This window comes from Actinomycetota bacterium (genome assembly GCA_016700055.1).
Taxonomy (GTDB): Bacteria; Actinomycetota; Acidimicrobiia; order Acidimicrobiales; family Ilumatobacteraceae; genus Kalu-18.
This window is the reverse complement of sequence record CP064997.1, coordinates 1,512,551-1,533,492: the sequence shown is the minus strand read 5'-3', so window position 1 is coordinate 1,533,492 and position 20,942 is coordinate 1,512,551. Positions and strand designations below refer to the sequence as shown.

General features: G+C 70.3%; 19 protein-coding genes, 1 tRNA gene and 1 pseudogene. 12 read left to right on the top strand and 9 right to left on the bottom strand.

The window, feature by feature from the left end; translation table 11 throughout:
• Nucleotides 1-27 precede the first annotated feature (27 nt).
• The 7 genes and pseudogenes from IPM43_07405 (at nt 28) to IPM43_07375 (ending at nt 5,129) form a co-directional block, all read left to right on the top strand.
• Nucleotides 28-237 carry a hypothetical protein gene (locus IPM43_07405; GenBank protein ID QQS26160.1) on the top strand — a complete coding sequence of 70 codons (210 nt, stop codon included), beginning with the start codon at nt 28-30 and terminating at the stop codon, nt 235-237.
• 45 nt (nt 238-282) lie between these two features.
• Nucleotides 283-2,253, top strand: coding sequence for an EAL domain-containing protein (locus IPM43_07400; protein ID QQS26159.1), 1,971 nt, complete (start codon nt 283-285; stop codon nt 2,251-2,253).
• 46 nt (nt 2,254-2,299) lie between these two features.
• Nucleotides 2,300-2,890, top strand: a complete 591-nt coding sequence (gene ysxC / locus IPM43_07395) for a ribosome biogenesis GTP-binding protein YsxC (GenBank protein ID QQS26158.1) — start codon at nt 2,300-2,302, stop codon at nt 2,888-2,890.
• Nucleotides 2,891-3,014: 124 nt separating this feature from the next.
• Nucleotides 3,015-3,149: pseudogene (locus tag IPM43_07390) on the top strand (YbaY family lipoprotein).
• Entirely contained in the window at nt 3,127-3,753 is a 627-nt protein-coding gene (locus tag IPM43_07385; GenBank protein QQS26157.1) for an META domain-containing protein, read from the top strand. Before IPM43_07390 ends, IPM43_07385 begins: the two are co-directional and overlap by 23 nt.
• 127 nt (nt 3,754-3,880) lie before the next feature.
• Nucleotides 3,881-4,303, top strand: coding sequence for a nitroreductase family deazaflavin-dependent oxidoreductase (locus tag IPM43_07380; protein QQS26156.1), 423 nt, complete (start codon nt 3,881-3,883; stop codon nt 4,301-4,303).
• A gap of 7 nt (nt 4,304-4,310) precedes the next feature.
• A complete protein-coding gene (locus IPM43_07375) occupies nt 4,311-5,129 on the top strand; it encodes an isocitrate lyase/phosphoenolpyruvate mutase family protein (protein ID QQS26155.1) in 819 nt (272 codons plus the stop codon).
• A 70-nt stretch (nt 5,130-5,199) separates the two neighbouring features.
• Here IPM43_07375 and IPM43_07370 read toward each other — a convergent pair whose 3' ends face one another.
• Nucleotides 5,200-5,745, bottom strand: a complete 546-nt coding sequence (locus IPM43_07370) for a DUF937 domain-containing protein (protein QQS26154.1) — start codon at nt 5,743-5,745, stop codon at nt 5,200-5,202.
• A 193-nt stretch (nt 5,746-5,938) separates the two neighbouring features.
• A tRNA-Gly gene (locus IPM43_07365) sits at nt 5,939-6,012 on the bottom strand.
• 81 nt (nt 6,013-6,093) lie between these two features.
• Here IPM43_07365 and IPM43_07360 point away from each other — a divergent pair.
• The 3 genes from IPM43_07360 to IPM43_07350 all read left to right on the top strand — a co-directional run bounded on the left by IPM43_07360 (nt 6,094) and on the right by IPM43_07350 (nt 9,451).
• Nucleotides 6,094-6,663 (top strand): dCTP deaminase, encoded by a 570-nt coding sequence (locus IPM43_07360; GenBank protein QQS26153.1) that lies wholly within the window; start codon nt 6,094-6,096, stop codon nt 6,661-6,663.
• A gap of 57 nt (nt 6,664-6,720) precedes the next feature.
• Nucleotides 6,721-8,763, top strand: coding sequence for a beta-propeller domain-containing protein (locus IPM43_07355; GenBank protein ID QQS26152.1), 2,043 nt, complete (start codon nt 6,721-6,723; stop codon nt 8,761-8,763).
• 127 nt (nt 8,764-8,890) lie between these two features.
• Nucleotides 8,891-9,451 (top strand): CAP domain-containing protein, encoded by a 561-nt coding sequence (locus tag IPM43_07350; protein ID QQS26151.1) that lies wholly within the window; start codon nt 8,891-8,893, stop codon nt 9,449-9,451.
• Between the two features lie 27 nt (nt 9,452-9,478).
• On the opposite strand, the gene IPM43_07345 is transcribed toward IPM43_07350, so the two are convergent.
• From IPM43_07345 to gpmA, 4 genes are all read right to left on the bottom strand, one after another.
• A complete protein-coding gene (locus tag IPM43_07345; protein ID QQS26150.1) occupies nt 9,479-10,351 on the bottom strand; it encodes an SDR family NAD(P)-dependent oxidoreductase in 873 nt (290 codons plus the stop codon).
• A gap of 10 nt (nt 10,352-10,361) precedes the next feature.
• Nucleotides 10,362-12,656, bottom strand: a complete 2,295-nt coding sequence (locus IPM43_07340; protein ID QQS26149.1) for a 4Fe-4S dicluster domain-containing protein — start codon at nt 12,654-12,656, stop codon at nt 10,362-10,364.
• Nucleotides 12,657-12,731: 75 nt separating this feature from the next.
• Nucleotides 12,732-13,157, bottom strand: coding sequence for a cyclic nucleotide-binding domain-containing protein (locus tag IPM43_07335; GenBank protein ID QQS26148.1), 426 nt, complete (start codon nt 13,155-13,157; stop codon nt 12,732-12,734).
• A 24-nt stretch (nt 13,158-13,181) separates the two neighbouring features.
• Nucleotides 13,182-13,928 carry a 2,3-diphosphoglycerate-dependent phosphoglycerate mutase gene (gpmA, locus tag IPM43_07330; protein ID QQS26147.1) on the bottom strand — a complete coding sequence of 249 codons (747 nt, stop codon included), beginning with the start codon at nt 13,926-13,928 and terminating at the stop codon, nt 13,182-13,184.
• Between the two features lie 65 nt (nt 13,929-13,993).
• On the opposite strand from gpmA, the gene IPM43_07325 reads away from it, so the two are divergent.
• Together IPM43_07325 and folP are read left to right on the top strand one after the other, a co-directional pair.
• A complete protein-coding gene (locus IPM43_07325; protein QQS26146.1) occupies nt 13,994-15,691 on the top strand; it encodes a carboxypeptidase in 1,698 nt (565 codons plus the stop codon).
• 22 nt (nt 15,692-15,713) lie between these two features.
• Complete coding sequence (folP, locus tag IPM43_07320; protein QQS26368.1) at nt 15,714-16,544, top strand: dihydropteroate synthase; 831 nt, start codon at nt 15,714-15,716, stop codon at nt 16,542-16,544.
• A 39-nt stretch (nt 16,545-16,583) separates the two neighbouring features.
• Here the strand turns inward: folP and glgP are convergent, their stop codons facing one another.
• From glgP to IPM43_07305, 3 genes are read right to left on the bottom strand one after another with little or no spacing between them, the layout of a single operon-like run.
• Nucleotides 16,584-18,734 (bottom strand): alpha-glucan family phosphorylase, encoded by a 2,151-nt coding sequence (glgP, locus tag IPM43_07315; GenBank protein QQS26145.1) that lies wholly within the window; start codon nt 18,732-18,734, stop codon nt 16,584-16,586.
• Between the two features lie 39 nt (nt 18,735-18,773).
• Nucleotides 18,774-20,168, bottom strand: a complete 1,395-nt coding sequence (locus tag IPM43_07310; GenBank protein ID QQS26144.1) for a HAMP domain-containing histidine kinase — start codon at nt 20,166-20,168, stop codon at nt 18,774-18,776.
• Nucleotides 20,165-20,848: a response regulator transcription factor gene (locus IPM43_07305; GenBank protein QQS26143.1), complete on the bottom strand. Its 684-nt coding sequence runs from the start codon at nt 20,846-20,848 to the stop codon at nt 20,165-20,167. The genes IPM43_07310 and IPM43_07305 overlap by 4 nt, the downstream gene beginning before the upstream one ends.
• Between the last annotated feature and the right edge of the window lie 94 nt (nt 20,849-20,942).

The window sequence follows — 20,942 nt, the reverse complement described above, 5'->3', positions numbered from 1 at the left end:
CGGGCGCGTCGAGGCCAATATGGTTCGATGTTCCTCGGAGAGGATCTCCTCGCGTGGTTGGTGCTCGCCCTCGGCGGCGCGCTCTTCGTCGGGAACATGCTCGCGATGTTCAAGCCGCCGCCGAGACCACAGGCCGAGGGCGACCTGCAGCGAGCGCCGGTCGGTCGCAGCTTGCTGATGGCGCTCGCCGGGTTCGTCGCCGCCGTCTGGGCGCTCGGCTCGCTCGTCTCCGGCTGAGCGCGATCGCCGCCACGCCTCGCTGCGAGAAGTACTGTCGCCCCGATGGCAGGCACCGACGTGGGGAGCGGGCCGGCGAAGGGGAAGTCGTGGCGCACCGCGGTGCAACTCGGGCTCACCTCCGTCGTCGTCGCATCGCTCGCCGCGGTGCTGCTCTGGCGACATCCGCGAGACACCACGACCACCGAGCTGGTGGCCGTCGCCCTCGCCGGGACCGTTCTCGCGACGCTCGTCGCGCTGTGGAGCCGGCACGGGCGGCGCGCTGGCGTCGGGCAAGGCGGTGAACTCGACGACGCGGCTCGTGCGCCAGCACCCGTGGAGCTGCGCCCGGCGGCGTCTCTGCCGGCCGACCACTTCGCCGACTTCGTCAGCCACGTCCACTTCGGCGTATTGATGCTGCGTCATCAGTCCGGCGACGATCCGGAGTCGATCGTGATCACGTCGGCCAACTCGGCGATGCAGCGCTACCTCACGGTGCCACCGCCCGACACCGTCGGATTGCGGCTCGTCGACGTGTTCCCCGGGCTCCAAGCGCCGCCCGGCCAGGCCCTGCTGGAAGGCCTCCGCACACTGCACGAGCAGGCCGAGACGGTGTGGGTGCAGATCGAGACCGAGCTGTGGCCGGGGCTCGGCATCCAACACCTCGCCCTCGGAGCGGTGCCGCTCACCGCGCAGTCGATCGCCGTCGTCGTCGACGACGTCACGGCGCGCGTCAACGCGGAGCGCGCCCTCGCGGAGCGGGCCAGCTCCGACGCGCTGACGGGACTGGTCAACCGCGGCGAGTTGCTCGACCGGCTGCGCCGGCGTCTCGAACAGCGCGACGCCGGCGACGTCACGCTGCTCATCGCAGACCTCGACCGGTTCAAGGACGTGAACGACACGTTCGGCCACGAGCGGGGAGACCAGTTCTTGAAGAAGGTGAGCGAGCGCCTTCAGCTCGTCGCCCCGACCGGGGCGACGGTGGCCAGGATCGGCGGTGACGAGTTCGCGCTGTTGCTCGCCCCCGGGGCGACGACGCAGGACGGCGTCCTCGCCGCCGAGGCCATCGAGGAAGCGCTGCTCGAACCGGTCTCGGTCACACCGTGGCTGCAGCTCCACGTCGGCACGAGTATCGGCATCGCCAGCGCCCCTCTGCACGCCCGCGACGCGGACACCCTGGTGGTGCGGGCCGATGTCGCGATGTACGAGGCGAAGCGCACCTGTATCGGCCACCAGGTGTACGAGCCCTCGCTCGACCGTTCTTCCGTGCGCCGGATGGTGCTGCTCGGCGACCTGCGGCGGGCGATCGCGAACGGCGAGCTCGTGCTGCACTACCAGCCGGTCGTCGATCCCGACGGCTCGATCGTCGCCCTCGAGGGGCTCGTCCGCTGGCGCCACCCGGATCTCGGCACCGTCCTGCCCGGTGAGTTCATCGAGCTCGTCGAGCTCGGCAGCCTCAGCCAGCCGCTCGCGTTCACCGTCGTCCGGCAGGCCGTGGCGCATGCGATCACGTGTCGCGAGATGGGCAACGACATCGGCGTCAGCATCAACCTGACGCCGCGCAACCTCACCGACGCCGGCTTGCTCGACGGCCTCGAGCGTGTGGTCGGCGAGGCGAAGCTGCCGCCGGGAACCTTGACCGTGGAACTGACCGAACGCCATCTGCTCGCCGACTCGCCCGAGACGCACGAAGCGCTCGGTCGGCTGCATCGGGCGGGGCTGCGGGTGGCGATCGACGACTTCGGCACCGGCTCGACCTCGCTGTACGTGCTGCGCAGCCTGAACGTCGACGAACTGAAGATCGACCGGGTGTTCGTGGACGACCTCCGCCAGGGCCACGACGCCGTGGTGCGCTCGATCGTCGACCTCGCCCACGATCTGGGGCTGACCGTCGTCGCCGAAGGTGTCGAGGACCTCGCCACCCAGCGCCGGCTGGTGGAGCTCGGCGTCGACCGCATGCAGGGCTTCGCCATCGGGAGGCCGGTACCCGCGGACACCTCCACCCGCCTCGTCGCCGCCGGCGCGCGCTCGAACTGATCCGCTCGAGTCGCCCGGCGGGGGCGTCTGCCTACACTTCGGCGCGATGTCGAGCCCGCTGCAGCTGAGCTTCGTCCGCTCGGCGACGGCGGTGAGCCAGCTGCCGCCCTCGCCCGTCGAGGTGGCCTTCGTCGGGCGCTCCAACGTCGGCAAGTCCTCGCTGATCAACGCGCTCGCCAACCGCAAGCAGCTCGCCCAGGTGTCGAACACGCCGGGGCGGACCCAGTTGATCAACCTGTTCGTGCTCCCCTCCGGCGCGACGGTGGTCGACCTGCCCGGCTACGGCTATGCCGCGGTGCCAGGTCGGGTGAAGCGGGGCTGGCAGCAGATGATCGAGGGCTACCTGCTCGGGCGCGAGGAGCTGGCGCAGGTGTTCGTGCTCGTCGACGGCGAGATCGGCCCGACCAAGCTCGACGACCAGATGCTGGCCTGGGCGCGGGCGAATCGAATCCCCCACACGATCGTCGCGACGAAGATCGACAAGGTGAAGCCTTCGCGCCGTGATGCCCGCAAACGCGAGCTCGCCGCTGGCTGTGCACTCGAGGTCGGCGACGTGGTGTTCGCGAGCGCGACCACCGGGCTGGGCATCGACCGCCTCCGCTCCCTCGTCGCCGCTCACCTCGTGCTCCCACCGTGAGCGCGAGCCCCGTCGCCGGTCCCCCCGCGTTCTCGGTCGGATCTGTGACACATAGCGCGCCTGATCCGACCGAGAATGGGAAGCGGCAGTACCTTTTCGGGCGGGTCGAGAGAAAGGGATTGTCATGGGCGAGGTTGCCAAGAGCTCGGTGAGCGGATCGGCCGCGTACAGAGAGCGGATGGCTCTTCCGCCGGGAGCGGTGTTCGAAGCAGTTCTGGAGGACGTGTCCAAGGCCGATGCTGCCGCGGAGGTTCGGGACGGCGCGCATCGAGGAGCCCGGGAACCCGCCTTTCGACTTCCGCATCGACTTCGATCCCGCTCGCATCGACGAGCGCCACACCTACGCCGTTCGCGCCCGCATCCTGGTCGACGGCAAGCTGTTCTTCACCACCGATCAGCACCACCCGGTGCTGACCCGCGGCGCACCCGACACCGTGACCATGGGAATGAAGCACGTCGCGGGCGAGGCAGGCGTTGCCAAGCCGCTCGGGCCGACCCCGACGGGGCCAACCGCCACCTTGGAGGGCACCTACTGGAAGCTGACCTGGCTGGCCGACGCGCAGGTCGAGGTGGTCGAGGGCCAGCGCGAGCCCCACATCGTCTTCGACGCGGAAAGCATGGGGGTGCACGGCTCCGGTGGATGCAACCGGTTGACGGGGAGCTACATGTTGGAGGGTGACAGCCTCACGTTGGGACCCGTCGCCACGACCATGATGGCCTGCATCGACGGCATGGAGACCGAGTATGCCTTCCTGAAGGCTCTGGGGCTGGTCACGGGCTACAAGCTCGACGGCGAGAAGCTCGAAGTGAGCGACGCTGCGGGACAAGCGCTCGCCAGGTTCGAAGCCGTATACCTGCGCTAGGACCCTCCACCGTCTCAAACCCCCTCAAGTTCTCGGTCGGATTTGTGACGCATAGCGCGACAGATCCGACCGAGAACGCGTGGGAGTATGCGGAGGACGGAATTGTCCTTGCCCCGGGGGTGCACCGATGCTGAGGTTGCTCAACACCTTTCACACCTGGGTCTACCGCACCACTCGGGGTCGTCTCGGGCGACGCCTGCTGTGGGTGCCCTGCCTGCTGCTGATCACGACCGGTCGTAAGACCGGCAAGAGGCGGGAGACCGCGCTCGTGTACGCCGAGGACGGGGACCGATACGTCGTGGTGCCCTCCAACGCCGGAGCGGACCGTGCGCCGGGCTGGCTGCACAACCTGCGCTCCAAGCCCGACGTGGAGGTGTACGTCGGGCGGCGTCACGTGACGGCGCTCGCTCGGGTCGTCGGGCGCGACGAGCCCGACTTCGCTCGCCTGTGGAAGCTCGTGAACGAGAACAACGGCGGGCGGTACGACAACTACCAGTCGAAGACCAAGCGCCAGATCCCTGTCGTCGTGCTCGATTCGACCGCAGGCTGAACGTCGCATGGCCGAACTCACCGGTACTGCTGGGCACTTCCTCGCCATGCATCGTCGCGGCCGGCCGCTGCTGCAGCCCAACGCGTGGGATGTCGGGTCGGCGCGGCTACTCGAGTCGCTGGGCTTCGAGGCGATCGCGACTACGAGCAGTGGCTTCGCCGCGACGCTTGGTCGCCTGGACGGTGCGGCGACGCGCGAAGAGACGCTGGCGCATGCAGCCCAGCTCGCCACCGCGGTCGAGGTGCCGGTGGCGGCCGACACCGAGAACGGCTTCGCCGACGATCCCGCCGGAGTTGCCGAGACGGTCCGGCTGGCCTGTGAGACGGGTCTCGCCGGTTGCTCGATCGAGGACTACACGGGTCGAGACGACGATCCCATCTACGACGCCGGGCTGGCTGTCGAGAGGGTGGCCGCAGCTGCCGAGGCGGCGCATCGCGGCCCGACTCAACTGGTGCTCACTGCGCGAGCGGAGAACCTCATCCACGGTGGTGACGACATCGCCGACACCATCGCGCGCCTGGCCGCCTACCAGGAGGCAGGTGCCGACGTCTTGTTCGCCCCCGGTCTGCGGTCGATCGACGACATCCGCTCGGTCGTGTCGTCGCTCGATCGACCGGTCAACGTCCTCGCCCTGCCCGGCTGCCCGTCGGTGGACGAGCTTGCCGAGGCAGGTGTGGCCCGCATCTCGGTCGGCGGCGCGTTCGCCTACGCAGCCCTGGCGGGTCTGATCGACGCTGCTCGCGAGTTGAAGGACTCGGGTACGTACGGTTACTGGGACCGGGTGGCCGGCGCCCGATCGGTGATCCGCGACGCCTTCCAACCCTGACCACCCTCAGGTTCTCGGTCGGATTTGTGACACATAGCGCGACGGATCCGACCGAGAACGCGGGGACTTCCTAGCGCTTGCCGCCGCCGAGCAGTCCGCCGAGCAGGTCGCCCAGGCCCCCGCCGCCGCTGTCGCCACCGAGGCCGCCGCCGCCGCCGAGCAGGCCGCCGAGCAGGTCGCCGAGGCCCCCGCCCCCTCCGCTGTCGCCGCCGAGGCCGGCGGACGATCCACCGCTCGACTTCGAGAGGAACGACATCACGAGCGGTGCCAGCATCGAGAGCAGGCTCCCGATGCCGCCGCCTCCGCCGAGCCCGCCGAGTTGCTGGGCGACGGCGTCGGTGTTGTCACCGAAGACGTTGCGCACGATCTTCTCGCCGTCGGCGGTGTCGACCTGGTCGAAGTCGATTCCACCGTCGAGGAGGTCGTTGTCGTGCTCGCTCAGTGCCGCGGACAGCGACGCGGCACCCGCGGGATCTTCCGCATTGGCCGCGAGGCCGCTGAGCAGTGCGGGAAGGGCGCGGCTGACGGCCGCCTGGGTCTCCTCCTCGCCGAGGCCGAGCTTGCCGGCGAGTTGGCCGATGGGGATCTGGCTCAGAAGGTCTTCGATGGTGGCCATGGCGTTCTCCCTGGGTGATGTCTTGTCGTGGAGGGATGTCGAACCGACACGTCGCTCCCAGACCCTCCAGCGTCAAAAACCGTAGCCATGGCCCCCGCTGGCCACTGCATCGGACACGTCCTCGCGGTTCTCGGTCGAATTTGTGACACATAGCGCGACGAATCCGACCGAGAACACTGGGGGGCCGAGCAACTGGAGCGGGTGACGGGAATCGAACCCGCGTTCTCAGCTTGGGAAGCTGATGTTCTGCCTCTGAACTACACCCGCGAGGATTGCGCCGGCGAGGCTAGCGCGACGCACCGACGGAGGCCACGGCGCTCCCCGGCGGGCTTCACTAGGGTGCGGCACGTGATCCTCTCCGACCGGAGCCTGCGCGAGGCGATAGCTGCCGGACGCATCGTGATCGATCCCCTCGACGAGGCGCTCATCCAGCCGTCGTCGATAGACGTGCGTGTCGCGAACCTGTTTCGGGTGTTCCGCAACCACACCGCGGGTGTGATCGACGTCAAGTTGGACATGCGGATGCTGACCGAGCTCGTCGAGATCCCCGACGACGGCGTGTTCATGCTGCACCCCGGGGAGTTCGTGCTCGGCTCGACGCTCGAACGCATCACCGTGCCCGACGACCTCGTCGGCCGGGTGGAGGGCAAGTCGAGCCTCGGACGGCTGGGACTGCTCATCCACTCGACGGCGGGTTTCATCGACGCCGGCTTCGACGGCCGCATCACCTTGGAGCTGGCGAACGTCGCCAGCTTGCCGATCACGCTGTACCCGGGCATGAAGATCGGCCAGGTCAGCTTCATGGAGATGACCACGCCCGCCGACCGTCCGTACGGTGCCGGGGCGACCGGCTCGAAGTACCACGGCCAGGAGGGCCCCACCCCGAGCCGGTACTTCGAGAACTTCCGCGACGCCTGAGCGCCGCGGACTTGTTCAGCGCGGGAACCAGCTGATGGCGACCGTCGTCACACTGCCATGACCTCGTTCGCCAGCCGCCGCCCCCGTCTCGTCGGCCATGGGGCACCCGTGTTGGTCGCCTTCGCGTTGATGCTCGCCGCCTGCAGCACCGGCGACGGCGCGTCGATCGACACGACCAACGACACGACCAACGACACGACCAACGACACGACCAACGACACGACCGACGACACGACCGACGACACCGGTCCGGGGACCGTCGTCGGTGGCGGTCCGGGCGCGGCGGTGCAGCCCTACCAGGAGTTCGGCGACTGCGACGCCTTCCTCGGATGGACGAAGGAGCGGATGCTCGAGCGCGTCGGCCCGTACGGCCTCGACGGCGGCGGCTACTGGCGCGGTGAGGACGGGGACTTCGTAACGGCGCCCGCCGCCACCGATGCTCCGAGCGACGACAGCGGGCGCGCGCCGGACACCGCGGTGACCGGTGAAGGCACCGGCGGCACGTCGACGACGAACACCCAGGAGGCCGGCGTCGACGAGGGCGACCTCACTGAGACGGACGGCCGCTTCGTATACAGCGTGATCGACCACACGCTGCGCAGCGTCGACCTGGCCACGCAGACCCTGCTCACCGAAGAGGCCGTCCCCCAGGGTGAGCACCAGATGATCCTGTCCGGCGACCGCTTGCTGCTCGTCACCCAATCGTGGACGGGAGCCGCGTCGGACACGGTGGCCGCGATCTACGAGGTCGCCGACGGCGTACTGACCCTGGCCGGGCGCAGCCACCTCGAGGGCTACGTCCTCGCCACCCGCGCGATCGACGGGACCGCGCGCATCGTGCTGCGCGCGGGGCTCACCGACCGGGTGCCGTTCGTCTACCCGCGGCGGGGGACCGAGGAGTCCGAGGCGCAGGCCCTCGAAGAGAACACCGCCGTGATCCAGGCGATCGAGGCCGAAGACCTGCTGCCGCGTGCGTTCACGGTCGGGCCCGAGGGCGATCGCTCACCGCTGGTGGCGGCGCTCGATTGCGCCGCGATGGGGCACCCGGGTGACTTCTCCGGGTTCGGGCTCACCTGGGTGGCCACGATCGACATGGCTGCGGAGGAGCCAGTGGTGCAGGGCACGAGCGGCCTCGTCGCCGACGCCCAGACCGTGTATGCCTCGTCGACCACGATGTACGTCGCCACCGTGCGCTACGACGACTCCTTCGGCGAGACGGTGCCGGTCGTGCCCGAGCCGCCGCACACCGACTTGCACGCCTTCGACCTCGCCGACGCGGCCGGTTCGGCCTACCTCGCGTCGGGATCTGTCGACGGCACCGTGCTCAACCAGTACTCGCTCTCGGAGTACGAGGATCATCTCCGTGTGGCGACGACCACCCAGGGCTTCGGCTTCGGCGAGGAGCAGGCGTCGGGTGTGCACGTGTTCGAGCGAGACGATTCCGAGCTGGTCGAGGTGGGCGCCGTCACCGGGCTCGGGGTCACCGAGCAGATCCAGGCGGTGCGCTTCCTCGGCGACCGCGGCTACGTGGTGACGTTCCGCCAGGTCGACCCTCTCTACGTGCTCGACCTCTCCGACCCCGCCCATCCGACGCTGGAGGGTGAGCTGAAGATCCCCGGCTTCTCCACCTACCTCCACCCGATCGGCGAGGGCCGCGTCCTCGCCGTGGGCTACTCGGCCACGGACCAGGGCGCCGTGACGGGCACGCAGCTCTCGCTCTTCGACGTCGCCGATGCGTCGGACCCGAAGCTGCTCGACACGCTCGAGGTCGGCGAGACGACCGAAGCGGCCTTCGACCCGCATGCGTTCTTGTGGTGGGCCGAGACCGGCACCGTGGTCGTGCCGCGCGAGCTGGTCTGCGTGCGAGCCGCCGGCCCGGGCTGCGAGTCGGCGGTGGTGGCCCAGGTGGTCGGCGACGATCTCGTCGAGCAGGGCCGGCTGTTCCACTGGTTCCCGATCCGGCGCTCGATGGTGGCAAGTGGCGACCTGGTGACGGTCAGCGCCGGCGGGCTGCGCGCCCACGACCTCTCCACCCTGGCCGAGCTGGCCGACGTCCGCTTCGACATCCCGGGCACCACCGCCGAAGACGATCTGCCTTGAGTCGGGCCGCCTAGCTGCCGATACACAGGTGCGAGCGCGTCAGCTCGCATGATGTGTTACAGTTTGATGACGTCGACCGTTCGCGGTTGATCGACCACTGGGAGCGGGTGTGATCGGAGAAGCGCAGATGATTCAGCACCATCGCCTGGCGTGGCGTGCTCGGCAGTGGCGTCCCCGGCGGATGGGCGTCTACGGCGCAATCGCTGTCGCGGCGCTGATGGGCTCTTGTGCCCCTGCGCCTGGCTGCACTCCGGTTCCCCCGCCGAACCCGACGCCGACCACGACCCTGCCCCCGAGCACGGCGAGCTCGGTGCAGACCCAGGTGGTGCAGATCGTCAACCAGCACCGGGCGGCGGCGGGACTCCCGGCGCTGGCCGTCAACACCAAGCTCACCGCTGCCGCGCAGTCGCACTCGGCCGACCAGGCGGCGCGTCGCACGATGACCCACACCGGCGCCAACGGCTCCAACCCCGGCCAACGGATGACGGCCGCCGGTTACGTCTGGCGGGCGTGGGGCGAGAACGTCGCCGCCGGGCAGCGCAGCGCCACCGACGTGATGTCGGCGTGGATGGGCAGCGCCCCGCACAAGGCGAACATCCTGTCGGCCAACTTCACCGAGATCGGCGTCGCCGCCGTGGCCTCCTCCGACGGCACCCTCTACTGGACGATGGACCTCGGCAGGCGCTGACCGGCGGGAGCGCGGTCGGCGGACCGCTCACTTCTTGAGGTCAGCCGCGTACCGGGCGATCGCGTCGGTCACCGGGCGCGGCAGCAGCGGTGCCGTGGCCGCCAGGGTCATCGCGTCTATGCCGACGAGGTAGCGCCGCAACGGTCGGCGAGCCTCGACGGCCTTGACGATCGAGCGGCCGACGATCTCGGGCGGCGGCGCGAGCGACGACACCAGCCCCGCCGTTGAGCGCAACCGGCGGTACGCCGACCGGTACGGCGAACCGCCTTCACCGGCCTCGGCTCCGGCCTCCAACCGCTCGGTGGCCTGCTGCGCGGCGCGGGGCTCGATCTCGGTCCGGAAGAACCCCGGTTCGACGACGATCACCTTCACACCGAAGGCGGCGACTTCCATCCGCAGCACGTCCGACAGCGCCTCCAGGCCGAACTTCGAGGCGTGGTACCAGCCGTTCAGCGGCAGCAGCGCCGCCCTGCCCGCGATCGAGGACACCATCACGATTCGGCCGGCACCGCGGTCACGCATCGCCGGCAGGGCACAGGCGGCGACGACCGCGGGGGCGACGAGGTTGACGTCGAGTTGGCGTCGAGCTTGCTCGGCCGGGACCTCTTCCACCGCGCCGAGCTCGGAGTAGCCGGCGTTGTTGACCACCGCGTAGAAGGCCGGCAGTGACGGCCAGCGTTCCACCACGGCGGCGTGGTCCGACACGTCGAGCACCACGGGGTGGACCAGGTCGGCGTCGATGCCGGCGACGCGCGCCGCGTCGCGGAGCTGAGCCGCCTTTTGCGCCGAGCGCACCGTGCCCCAGGTGTCCCACCCGCGAGCTGCGAAGCGCAGCGTGGCGGCCAGCCCGATGCCCGAGTTGGCTCCCGTGACGAGTACGGGCCCGGGGCGCTCGGACAACGTCGTCGCCCTATTCGCCGAGCACCGGCGCCTGGTCGAGGCCGAGCAGCGGCGCCGCGGGGCTGTCGAGCGCGCGCTCTCCACGCTCGATCGCGTCGAGCAGGTGGATCGCGATGTCGGCCACCTTCACCTGGTCCTCGTCGGCCCCGGCCGCCTTCACGCCGTCGTCGAGCATGATGTAGCAGAACGGGCACGCGGTGGCGATGCGGCTCGCCCCGGTGGACAGCGCCTCTTTCGCGCGCTCGTCGTTCACCTTCACGCCGACGGACTCCTCCATCCACATCCGTGCCCCGCCGGCACCACAGCACATCCCCTTCGTGCCGTTGCGCTGCATCTCCACCACCTCGACGCCCTTGATCGAGCCGACCACCTTGCGTGGCGCGAGGTACACGTCGTTGTGCCGGCCGAGGTAGCACGAGTCGTGGTAGGTGATCCGCTCCTCCAGCGTTGCCATCGACACGTCGAGTCGACCGGTATCGATGAGATGCTCCAGCAGCTGGCTGTGGTGGATCACCGCGTAGTTGCCGCCGAGCTGGGGGTACTCGTTCTGCAAGGTGTTGAAGCAGTGCGGGCACTGGGTGATGATCTTCTTCACGCCCATGCTGTCGAGCATCTCGATGTTCGGCATCGCGAGCATCTGGAACAGGTACTCGTTGCCGCTGCGCCGGGCGGAGTCGCCGGTGCACATCTCCGAAGGCCCGAGCACGGCCACGTCGATCCCGGCGCGCTTCAACAGCTTGGCCATCGCCTGGGTGACCCGCTTGTTCTTGTCGTCGAAGCTGCCTGCGCACCCGACCCAGTAGAGGTACTCCGCGGTCAGCTCGGTGCCCGGCTCTACGACGGTGACGTCGAGCCCCTTGGCCCAGTCGGCGCGGTCGCCCTGGCTCATCCCCCACGGGTTGCCCTGGTTCTCCATCGCCCGGTACGCGTTGCCGAGCTCCGCGGGGAAGTTGGACTCCATCAGCGACAGGTACCGGCGCATGTCGAGGATCTTGTCGAGGATCTCGATGTTCACCGGGCAGATCTCGTCGCACGCCTTACAGGTGGTGCATGCCCACACCTCTTCGGCGGTGATGCGTTCGAACAAGCTGTTGGCGCCGATCGTGATCTCGCGATCGACGCCGATCGGGGGGCTCACCGAGCCTCCAGGGGCGTGGGCGGCGGTGGCCGCCATCACCTCGCCGGTCTTCAGCACGATCTCGCGCGGGTCGAGCGGCTTGCCGGTGGCGTGCGCGGGGCACACGCTGGTGCAGCGCCCGCACATCGTGCAGGCGTCGGTGTCGAGCAGTTGCTTCCAGGTGAAGTCCTCGACCACCGATGCCCCGAAGCTCTCCAGCTCGGTCTCCGTCAGGTTGGGCATCGCCTTCATCGCGCCCTTCGGGCGCTCCTTGTCGCGCAGGTACATGTTGAGCGGCGAGGTGAACACGTGGCGCAGCATGGTGATCGGCAAGATGGCGAGGAACACCAAGAACGCGACGATGTGGAGCACCCACCACACCTGGTGCCAGAACTGGAGCGTGTCGACGCTCGAACCGTCGACGAGCTGCGCGAGGGGATAGCTCACGAACGCCCAACGTTCGTGGTCGAGGTTCTCGCCCGCCGCGGTGCCCTCGGCGATGCGGAACACCTCGGTCCCGAAGCCGCTGACACCGATCGTGAACAGCACCGCGAGGATCACGGCGTGCTCGGGCTTGGTCTTGATGCGGATGCGGTACGGACGTTGCACGTATCGGCGCAGGACCGCCCAGACGACTCCGGCGGTGAACACGACACCGGCGAGGTCACCGACGAGGGCGTAGCCGCGGTACACGTCACCGTGGAGGAACTTCAGGTCCTCGGGTAGCTGGTGGTCGACTTCGAGCACGGTCGTCACGCCGAGCAGCACGAGGAAGCCGAAGTAGATCATCGAGTGCATCAACCCGGCGGCGGGGTCGCGCAGCAGCGTGCGCATGTAGACACCGGCGCGGAAGTCGGCGAGACGCCGCTTCACGTTCTGCTTGGTGGTGCGGCGGCGGTCCGGCCCGCCCCGCTCCCAGTTGCGAATGCGGTCGGCGAAGCGGAAGGCCCCCCACAGCACGAACACCGGAACGATGGTGTAGAACGCGAGCTTCATTGCGCCGGGGATGCCGCCGAACACCTCGCGGTGGATCGGCGAGTCGTTCTCCCAGCCGGTGACCAGCGGCAAGATGCCGGACACGACGATGAAGATCGCCATCAACGTGCCGATGGCGATGGAGAGCTGGTAAGGCCTCAGGCGCCGCGACGATTTGGGCGCCGGCGCGTCGGGGGTGATCTGCGTTCCCATGACGCGCCCGACGCTAGTTCCTCAGGTGGTGACGGCCCATTCCCGCGCTGGGGCGCCGGCCCCGCCGGGGCTGGTTCAGCCGAAGTACTGGCGGTCGAGGTCGCGGACGCGACCGGCGAGGGTGGCGAGCAGCTTGTGGGATAGAGCTGGCACCTCGTCGAGGACACCGAGGAACTGACGCTGGCCGATGACGAACAGCGTGCATTCGGACTCGGCGACGACGGCCGCGGTGCGCGGCCCGTGGTCGAGCAGCGACAGCTCGCCGAGCACGGCGCCGGGCCCGAGGGTGGCGATCTTCTTGCCGTTGCGGCGCACCGTCGCCGTGCCGTCCATGAGGACGAACGCCTCGCTGCCGGTCTGGCCCTGGTCGACGATCAGGGAACCAGCGGGCATGCGCACCTCGTCGCCGGCCTTGGCGATCTTTTCGAGATCCTTGTTCGAGCACCCGGCGAACAGAGAGACCGGACGCAGGTGCTCGATGAACGCCTTCTTGCTGAACATCAGCCCAGCATAGGCGCGCCCGAATCAGCCGCCGGCCTGCTTGGCCACGGCGTCGGCGGCGGCGGCGATCGCTGCCGCGTCGCCGAGGTACTCAGCAGACGTGATCGCGACGTCGCCGTCGAACGTGTACCGGCGCGGCGCGCCGGTCGGGATGTTGAGCCCGGCGATCTCTTCGCGCGAGATCCCCTCGAGGTGCATCACCAGCGCGCGAAGCGAGTTGCCGTGGGCCACGACGAGTACGTCGAGCCCCGCGCGGAGCTGGGCCACGATGACGTCGTGCCAGTAGGGCAGCACGCGGGCGACGACGTCGGCCAGGCACTCGCTCGCCGGCAGCACGTCGGGTGCCAGCCGGTGGTAGCGACGGTCGTTCACGGGATGCTCGGGGCTGCTGCGCTCCACCGCCGGCGGCGGCACGTCGTAGCTGCGCCTCCACAGCTTGGTCTGCTCCGCGCCGTGGCGCTCGGTGGTCTCTTTCTTGTCGAGGCCCTGCAGCGCGCCGTAGTGGCGCTCGTTCAACCGCCAGTGGCGCTGCACCGGCAGCCAGACGAGCCCCATCGCGTCGAGCGCGAGGTTCGCGGTGACCACCGCCCGCGTCAGGACGCTCGTGTGCACAAGGTCGAACGTGAGGCCGGCGGCGGCCATGGTGTGGCCCGCGGCGGTGGCCTCGGCGCAGCCCTGGGCGGTGAGGGGCACGTCGCGCCAACCGGTGAACAGGTTCTGCTCGTTCCACGTGCTCTGGCCGTGACGGACGATGACGAGGGTGCCGGTCATGGCAGAGACACTAAGACGTCGGGTACCGAGACGGCCTTGGCGCGGGCGCGGTTAGCGTCCGCCCGGTGAGCGACCTTCCGTACGACTTCGATCGCTACTTGGACCACGAGCAGTTGACCGCGTGGCTCCAGACGATGGCGGACACGCATTCCCACCTGGTGTCGCTCGAGAGCTACGGGCGCTCCCACGAGGGCCGTGAGCTGTGGCTCGTCACCGTCACCGACCGCTCCACCGGCGAACCTCAGGACAAGCCGGCACATTGGACCGACGCCAACATCCACGCCACCGAGCTGACCGGGGGCGTCGCCGCGCTGTTCCTCGTCCACCACCTCGTCGAGCGCTACGCCGCCGGGGAGGCCGCGGTCGTCGAGGCGTTGCGCACCCGTACGTTCTACGTCGCGCCCCGCGTGAACCCCGACGGGGTCGAGGCGGCGCTCGCCACCCCGCCGCGCCTGCTGCGCTCGAGCGTGCGTCCCTGGCCGTGGATCGACGACCATCGCTGGCCCGGCCTGCACGAAGAAGACGTCGACGGCGACGGGCGCATCCTGCACATGCGTCTGGCCGATCCCGATGGCGCCTGGATGGAGCACCCCGAGGACGCCAGGGTGATGGTGCCGGTCGGCCCCGCAGGTGCCCCCGTCGGCACCACGCGCTACCGCCTGCTGAGCGAGGGGGTGCTCCACGACTACGACGGCTTCACCGTCCCCACGCCGCGTGACCCCTCCGGGCTCGATCTGAACCGCAACTTCCCTGCGGGCTGGGGGACCGAGGTGGCAGGGGCGGGGGATCACCCGATGTCGGAGCCCGAGATCGACGCCCTCGTGCGGGCGGTCTCCAGCCGCACGAACGTGTGCAGCTACAACGCGTTCCACACGTTCGGTGGGGTGCTGCTGCGCCCGAGCAGCACCAAGGCCGACAGCACCTTGGCGCCCGCAGACGTGTGGATGTGGAAGGAGCTCGGCCGGCCCGGAACGGAGCTGACCGGCTATCGGGTGCACTCGGTGTTCGAGGACTTCACGTGGGACAAGTCCGCCACGATGAGCGGCGCCGCCGACGACTGGGCGTACGAGCACCTCGGTGTGTACTCGTGGACCACCGAGTTCTGGGACGTGATCGCGGCGGCCACCGGCGAGCGGGCGCCGACCGACATCTGGTACGTCGGCCCGACTCCCGAGCAGGAGCTCGCCGTCGCCCGCTGGGCAGACGAGCACGCCCCCGGCGCGTACGTGCCCTGGTACCCGTTCGAGCATCCCGAGCTCGGTCCGCTCGAGCTCGGCGGGGCCGACTGGCTGCACGTGTGGTCGAATCCGCCGACGCCGCTGCTGCGGGCAGAGGTGGCTCCCCACGCGGAATGGGCCGTTCATCTGGCCCTCGCGTCGCCGCGGCTCGAGCTGCTCCTCGCCGACGCCGAACCCCTCGGCGACGCGGCCGACGGGCTGTGGCGCGTGCGCGCCGGTGTCGCCAACACCGGGTGGCTCCCGACCGACGTCACGAAGCTGGCGCGCAAGCTTCGCCTCGTGCTGCCGCTCATGGTGGAGGTCACCGGTGAGGGCGCCACAGTCGTCGGGTCGCCCGCCCGGGCGAAGCTCGCCCAGCTCGAGGGGCGGGCCGCGCACCGGATCGGCGGATGGTCGCCGAACGACGGCACCCCCGACCGCGTGCTGCACACCTGGGTCGTGCGCGCGGCACCCGGTACCGAGGTGACTGTGTCCGCGGCCCATCCCCGCGCCGGCAGGGTCGCCCGGTCGGTGCGACTCGGCTGAGGCAACGGCGATGCCAGCACCGATGCTCGACTGCCGCGGTCGGCTGCTCGGGCTCGAGCGCCCGTTGGTGATGGGCATCGTCAACGTCACGCCCGATTCGTTCAGCGACGGCGGGCGCTTCTCCGGCACCGCCGCCGCAGCCGCTCACGCGCTCGCGCTCCTCGCGGAAGGTGCCGACATCGTCGACGTGGGCGGTGAGTCGACACGTCCGGGCGCGGACCCGGTACCCGTCGCCGAGGAGCTGGCGCGGGTCGTCCCGGTGGTCGAGCGCATCGCGGCCGCTGCACCGCACGCGATGATCTCGGTCGATACGTCGAAGGCCGAGGTGATGCGCGCCGCCGTCGGGGCCGGGGCGTCGCTCGTCAACGACGTCTACGGGCTGCGCGGTGAAGGCGCGCTCGCCGCCGCCGCGTCGCTTGGGGTCGCGGTGTGCCTGGTGCACATGCGCGGCAACCCGCGCACCATGCAGGACGAGCCCGTCTACGACGACGTCGTCGGTGAGGTGGCCGAGTTCTTGCGCGCGCGCGTCGACGCGTGTGAGGCGGCGGGGTTGAAGCGCGACAGCATCGTCGTCGATCCCGGGTTCGGCTTCGGCAAGTCTCCGGGGCACAACGTCGAGCTGTTGCGCAGGCTGCCCGAACTGGCCGCCGCGACCGCGTGCCCGATCCTGGTCGGTCTGTCACGCAAGCGCACGATCGGCGAGCTGACCGGCCGGCCCGTCGGGGAGCGGCTCGTCGGCTCGGTCACGGCGGCGGTGCTCGCCGTCCAGCGCGGCGCCTCGATCGTGAGGGTGCACGACGTCGCCGCGACCCGCGACGCGCTCGCCGTTCTCGCCGCAGTCGAAGCCGGCTGACCCGGTCGAAGCCGGTTGACCCGGCTGACCCCCGGCCGTTCAGACGGCGTCGGCGCCCGGATACACCGACGTGGCGTATTCGCGGACCATGCGCGTGGCCGAGAAGCGGGGCCCGCTGGTGCGCAGGCTGGCCCGGATCATGTCGACCCAACGCTGCGGGATGCCCTGCGCGTCACGGTCGTGGAACATCGGCACCACCTCGTGTTCGAGCAGGTCGAACAACTGCGCGGCGTGCCGCAGGTCCTGGGCTCCGTGGTCGGCGTCGTTGGAGCCGTCGATCGCCCAGCCGTTCGTCCCGGCGTAGCCCTCGGCCCACCACCCGTCGAGCACCGAGAGCTGCAGGCCGCCGTTCAAGACCGACTTCATCCCGCTGGTGCCGCTCGCCTCGAGCGGCGGCCGAGGCGTGTTCACCCACACGTCGCACCCGGCCACGAGCCCGACGCCGAGGCGCATGTCGTAGTCCTCGAGGAACGCCACCCGCCCGGCCACCTGCGGCGCCCCCTTCAGAGTGAAGAGCGCGCGAACGACCTCCTTCGCCTCGGCGTCGGCCGGGTGGGCCTTCCCGGCGAAGACGAACTGCAGTGGTCGCGGGCCGTCGATGAACGCGAGCGCGCGCTCGGGCATCAGCGACAGCAGGTGGAGCCGCTTGTAGGTCGCCAGCCGGCGTGCGAACCCGATCGTCAGCCGGTCCGGGTCGAGCCCGGTCCCTGCGGCGGCGGCGTAGTCGAGTGGCTCACCACGACGTAGCCGGTCGCTGGTGGAACGGTGCGAGACCAGCTCGATCAGCCGGCTCCTGGCCGCGTTGCGCGCCGCCCACAGCTCGACGGCGGGGATGTCGTCGACGGCCTCCCAGGTGGCCGGATCGTCGGCTCGACGCAGCCAGTCCTCGGGCAGGTAGCGGTCGAGCAACGCGCGCATCGAGCCGCGCAGCCACGTCGGCACGTGCACACCGTTCGTGACGTAGGAGATGGGCACCTCGTCGACGGAGCGACCGGGGAAGATCGGTTGCCACATCTCGCGCGCCACCTGGCCGTGGCGGCGACTGACGCCGTTCGCGCTGCGGCTCATGCGCAGCGCGAGGGCGGTCATTCCGCTCGGTTCCGACGTGTCACCGGGGTGCAGCCGCCCCTCGGCCAGGGCGCGCTCGCGGTCGCCGGCCAGGTCGGCCACCCGGCCGAGCACGGAGACGATCTCTTCCCGGCTGTATGTCTCGTTGCCTGCGGGAACGGGGGTGTGGGTGGTGAACACCACCTGCTCACGCACGGCCTGCCACGCGGCGTCGTCAGGTACGCCGCGCGAGCGGAGGCTGGCGAGCATCTCGAACGCGCCGAGCACGGGGTGTCCCTCGTTAAAGTGGTTGACCGCCGGTTCGATGCCGAGCGCGCGAAGTGCCCGCACACCGCCGACCCCGAGCACCGCGTATTGGGCCAGGCGGATCTCCCGGTTGCTCTCGTAGAGCCGCGAGGTCACCCATCGGCCGACGTCGCTGTTGGTCGGCAGGTTCGTGTCGAGCAGATAGAGCGGCACACGTCCGACGTCGACCCGCCACACCTGCGCGGAGATGTCTTCGTCGTCGACGGGCACGGTCACGATCACCGGCCGACCCTCCGGGTCGGTGACCTGCACGCACGGCAGGTCGTCGGGGTCGGACTCCAGCCAGTACTCGTGCTGCATCCCGGTGACGTCGATCCGCTGGTGGAAGTAGCCGGTGCGGTAGAGCAGGCCGATGGCGACCATCGGCACGGCGAGGTCCGAGGCCTCCTTCAAGATGTCGCCCGCGAGCACGCCGAGACCGCCGGAGTAGATCGGCAACGAGTCGTGCACGCCGAACTCGGCGCAGAAGAAGGCGACCGGGTGCTCGGTGTCGATCGCGCGGTCGGGCTGGGGCGGCCAGGGGCGATTGCGATCGGTGGCGAGCTCGGCCGCGAGGCGCTCGACGCGCGCGACGATCGCGTCGTCGTCGTTCACGCGCTCGAGCAGGGCCCGCGGCGCACCCACCAGGAAGCGCACCGGGTTGTGCCCGACGCTGTGCCAGCGGTCCGGGTCGAGCGCGGCGAACAACGCCGGTCCGTCGGCGCTCCAGACCCAGCGGTAGTCGTAGGCGATGCGCGCCAGCGCGACGAGGCGTGCGGGCAGCGCCGCCGCCAGCTCGTCGACTGCGGCTTCGATGTCGTGATCGCCCGGAAACATGGCGGTGAGTCTGTCACCTGCCGGCGGGCGTCACCCCGGCTAGGGCCGGGCGGCGCAGAGGCGTACTTCGGCGACCAGCCCACCCTCTTCGCGTCCGCGCAGGGTCACCGTGCCCTCGCTCGCCTCTACGAGCAACGCTACGACGGCGAGCCCAAGGCCCGACCCGCCCGCGGGAGCGTCGCCGGCCCGCCAGAAGCGGTCGAACGCCCGATCGATCTGGGCGTCGGTCATCCCCGGGCCGCGGTCCTCGACCCGCACGACGACAGTCGCCGTTTCCTCCGAGGCAGCGGTGACGTCGACCGCGGTACCCGGCGGAGCGACCCGCAGGGCGTTGTCGATCAGGTTGTCGAGCACCTGCTCCAGGGCGCCGGGCACGGCGGTGACGTCGAGCCTGCCCGGCACGAGGGCCGCCAGGTGGACGCCTTGCTCGCCGGCCAGCGCCTCCCACACGGCGACCCGCTCTCTGCAGACCGCGGCGGCGTCCACAACTTCGACCCGGCGCGCGCCTTCCTCGGCCCGCGCGAGGGTGAGCAGGCCGTCGACGAGATGTTGCAGGCGCTCGGTCTCGTGCGCCGCGGACTCGAGGTGGGGTCGCACGGCGGCTGGATCGGTGTCGAGCAGCTCGGCGGCCTGCTCCAGTCGCAGCCGCAGCGCGGTGAGGGGTGTGCGGAGCTGGTGCGATGCATCGCCGGCGAACGCTCTCTGGCGGGTGAGGTTGCGCTGCAGGCGTTCGCCCATCGTGTTGAACGAAGCCGCCAGCCCGCGCACCTCCGGCGGTCCCTCGTCCTGCTCGGCCCGCACGGAGAGATCACCTGCGGCGAGCTGCTCGGTGGCCGCGCGCAACCGGCGCAGCGGACGGGTGACCGTCGCCGCGAACGCGAGTGCCGCGGCGAGCGCGACGGCGAGGGAGATGGCCGCGGCGACGGCGAGACCGCGCACGCGGGACTCGACGCGGTCGTCGATCTCGCCGGCGGGGTACGTGATGCGGACGCTGCCGACGATGTCCTCGCCGCTCAGCACCGGCACCGCCACGTAGAGCAGCCGCGTGCCGAGCGTGACGGAGTCGCGCTCGCCCGACGTCGGTTCACCGCCGAGGGCGGCCGCGATCTCGGGCCGGGTCGAGAAGTCGTTGCCCGTGCCGGCTTCCTCGTCGGAGGTCGCCACGGCGATGCCGGCCGAGTCGGTGACCACGACGCGCCCCCCGGTCTCGGTGCTGTACGTGACGAGCCTGCCGGCGAGGCCGGCGGCGAGCTCGGGGTCGGCGAGCTCCAGTGCTTCCTCTGCCCGCCCCGCCAAGGTGAACGCGTCGCGCTCCAGCCCGGTGACCATCCGGTCGCGCTCCACCCGGCGGAGGTGGGCGGCGAGGGGTACGTCCTGGACGAGCAGGATCATCGCCGTGATGCCAACCAGCACGGCGACGAGTCGCAGCCTCACCCCGGGGACTCCAGGCGGAAGCCGACGCCGCGCACGGCCTCGATCCACCGCGCGTCGCCGAGCTTCTTGCGGATCCCGGCCACGTGGGCGTCGACGGTCTTAGTCGGGCCGTACCAGTGCTCGTCCCACACCCGCTCGAGGATCTCGGTACGGGTGCGCACCGCTCCTGGGTCGCTCGCCAGGAACGCGAGTAGGTCGAACTCCTTCGCGGTGAGCTGCACGAGATCGCCTGCGAGGTGGACCCGCCGCGTGCGCCGGTCGATCTCCAGCGAACCGATCGCCTGCACCGAGTCCCCCGACCCCACCAGCTCGGAGCCGGCCGTGCCCGCCCGCCTGGTGACGGCGCGGATGCGGGCGACGAGCTCGCGCAGGCTGAACGGCTTCGTCACGTAGTCGTCCGCGCCGAGCTCCAGCCCGAGGACCCGGTCGAGCTCGTCGGACCGCGCGGTGCAGATGATGATCGGCACGTTGGAGGCGGCACGCAGTTTGCGGCAGACGTCGCTGCCGTCCATGTCCGGCAGGCCGAGGTCGAGCAGCACGATGTCGGCCACCGCCGCCACGTCGGCCGCGAGGGCACCGGCGCCGGTGGCCACGTGGCGCACCTCGTAGCCAGCCGCCTCGAGACCGTCGACGAGCGAGACCGCGATCGCCGTGTCGTCCTCGACGACCAGGATCCTCATCTGGCCATTCTGGACCGCGCCGCGGTGTCGCCCGCTGCGCAACGGCGCGCTCTTGGCAACAACAGGGCGAGGTCTTGGACGTTCCTTGGATGTT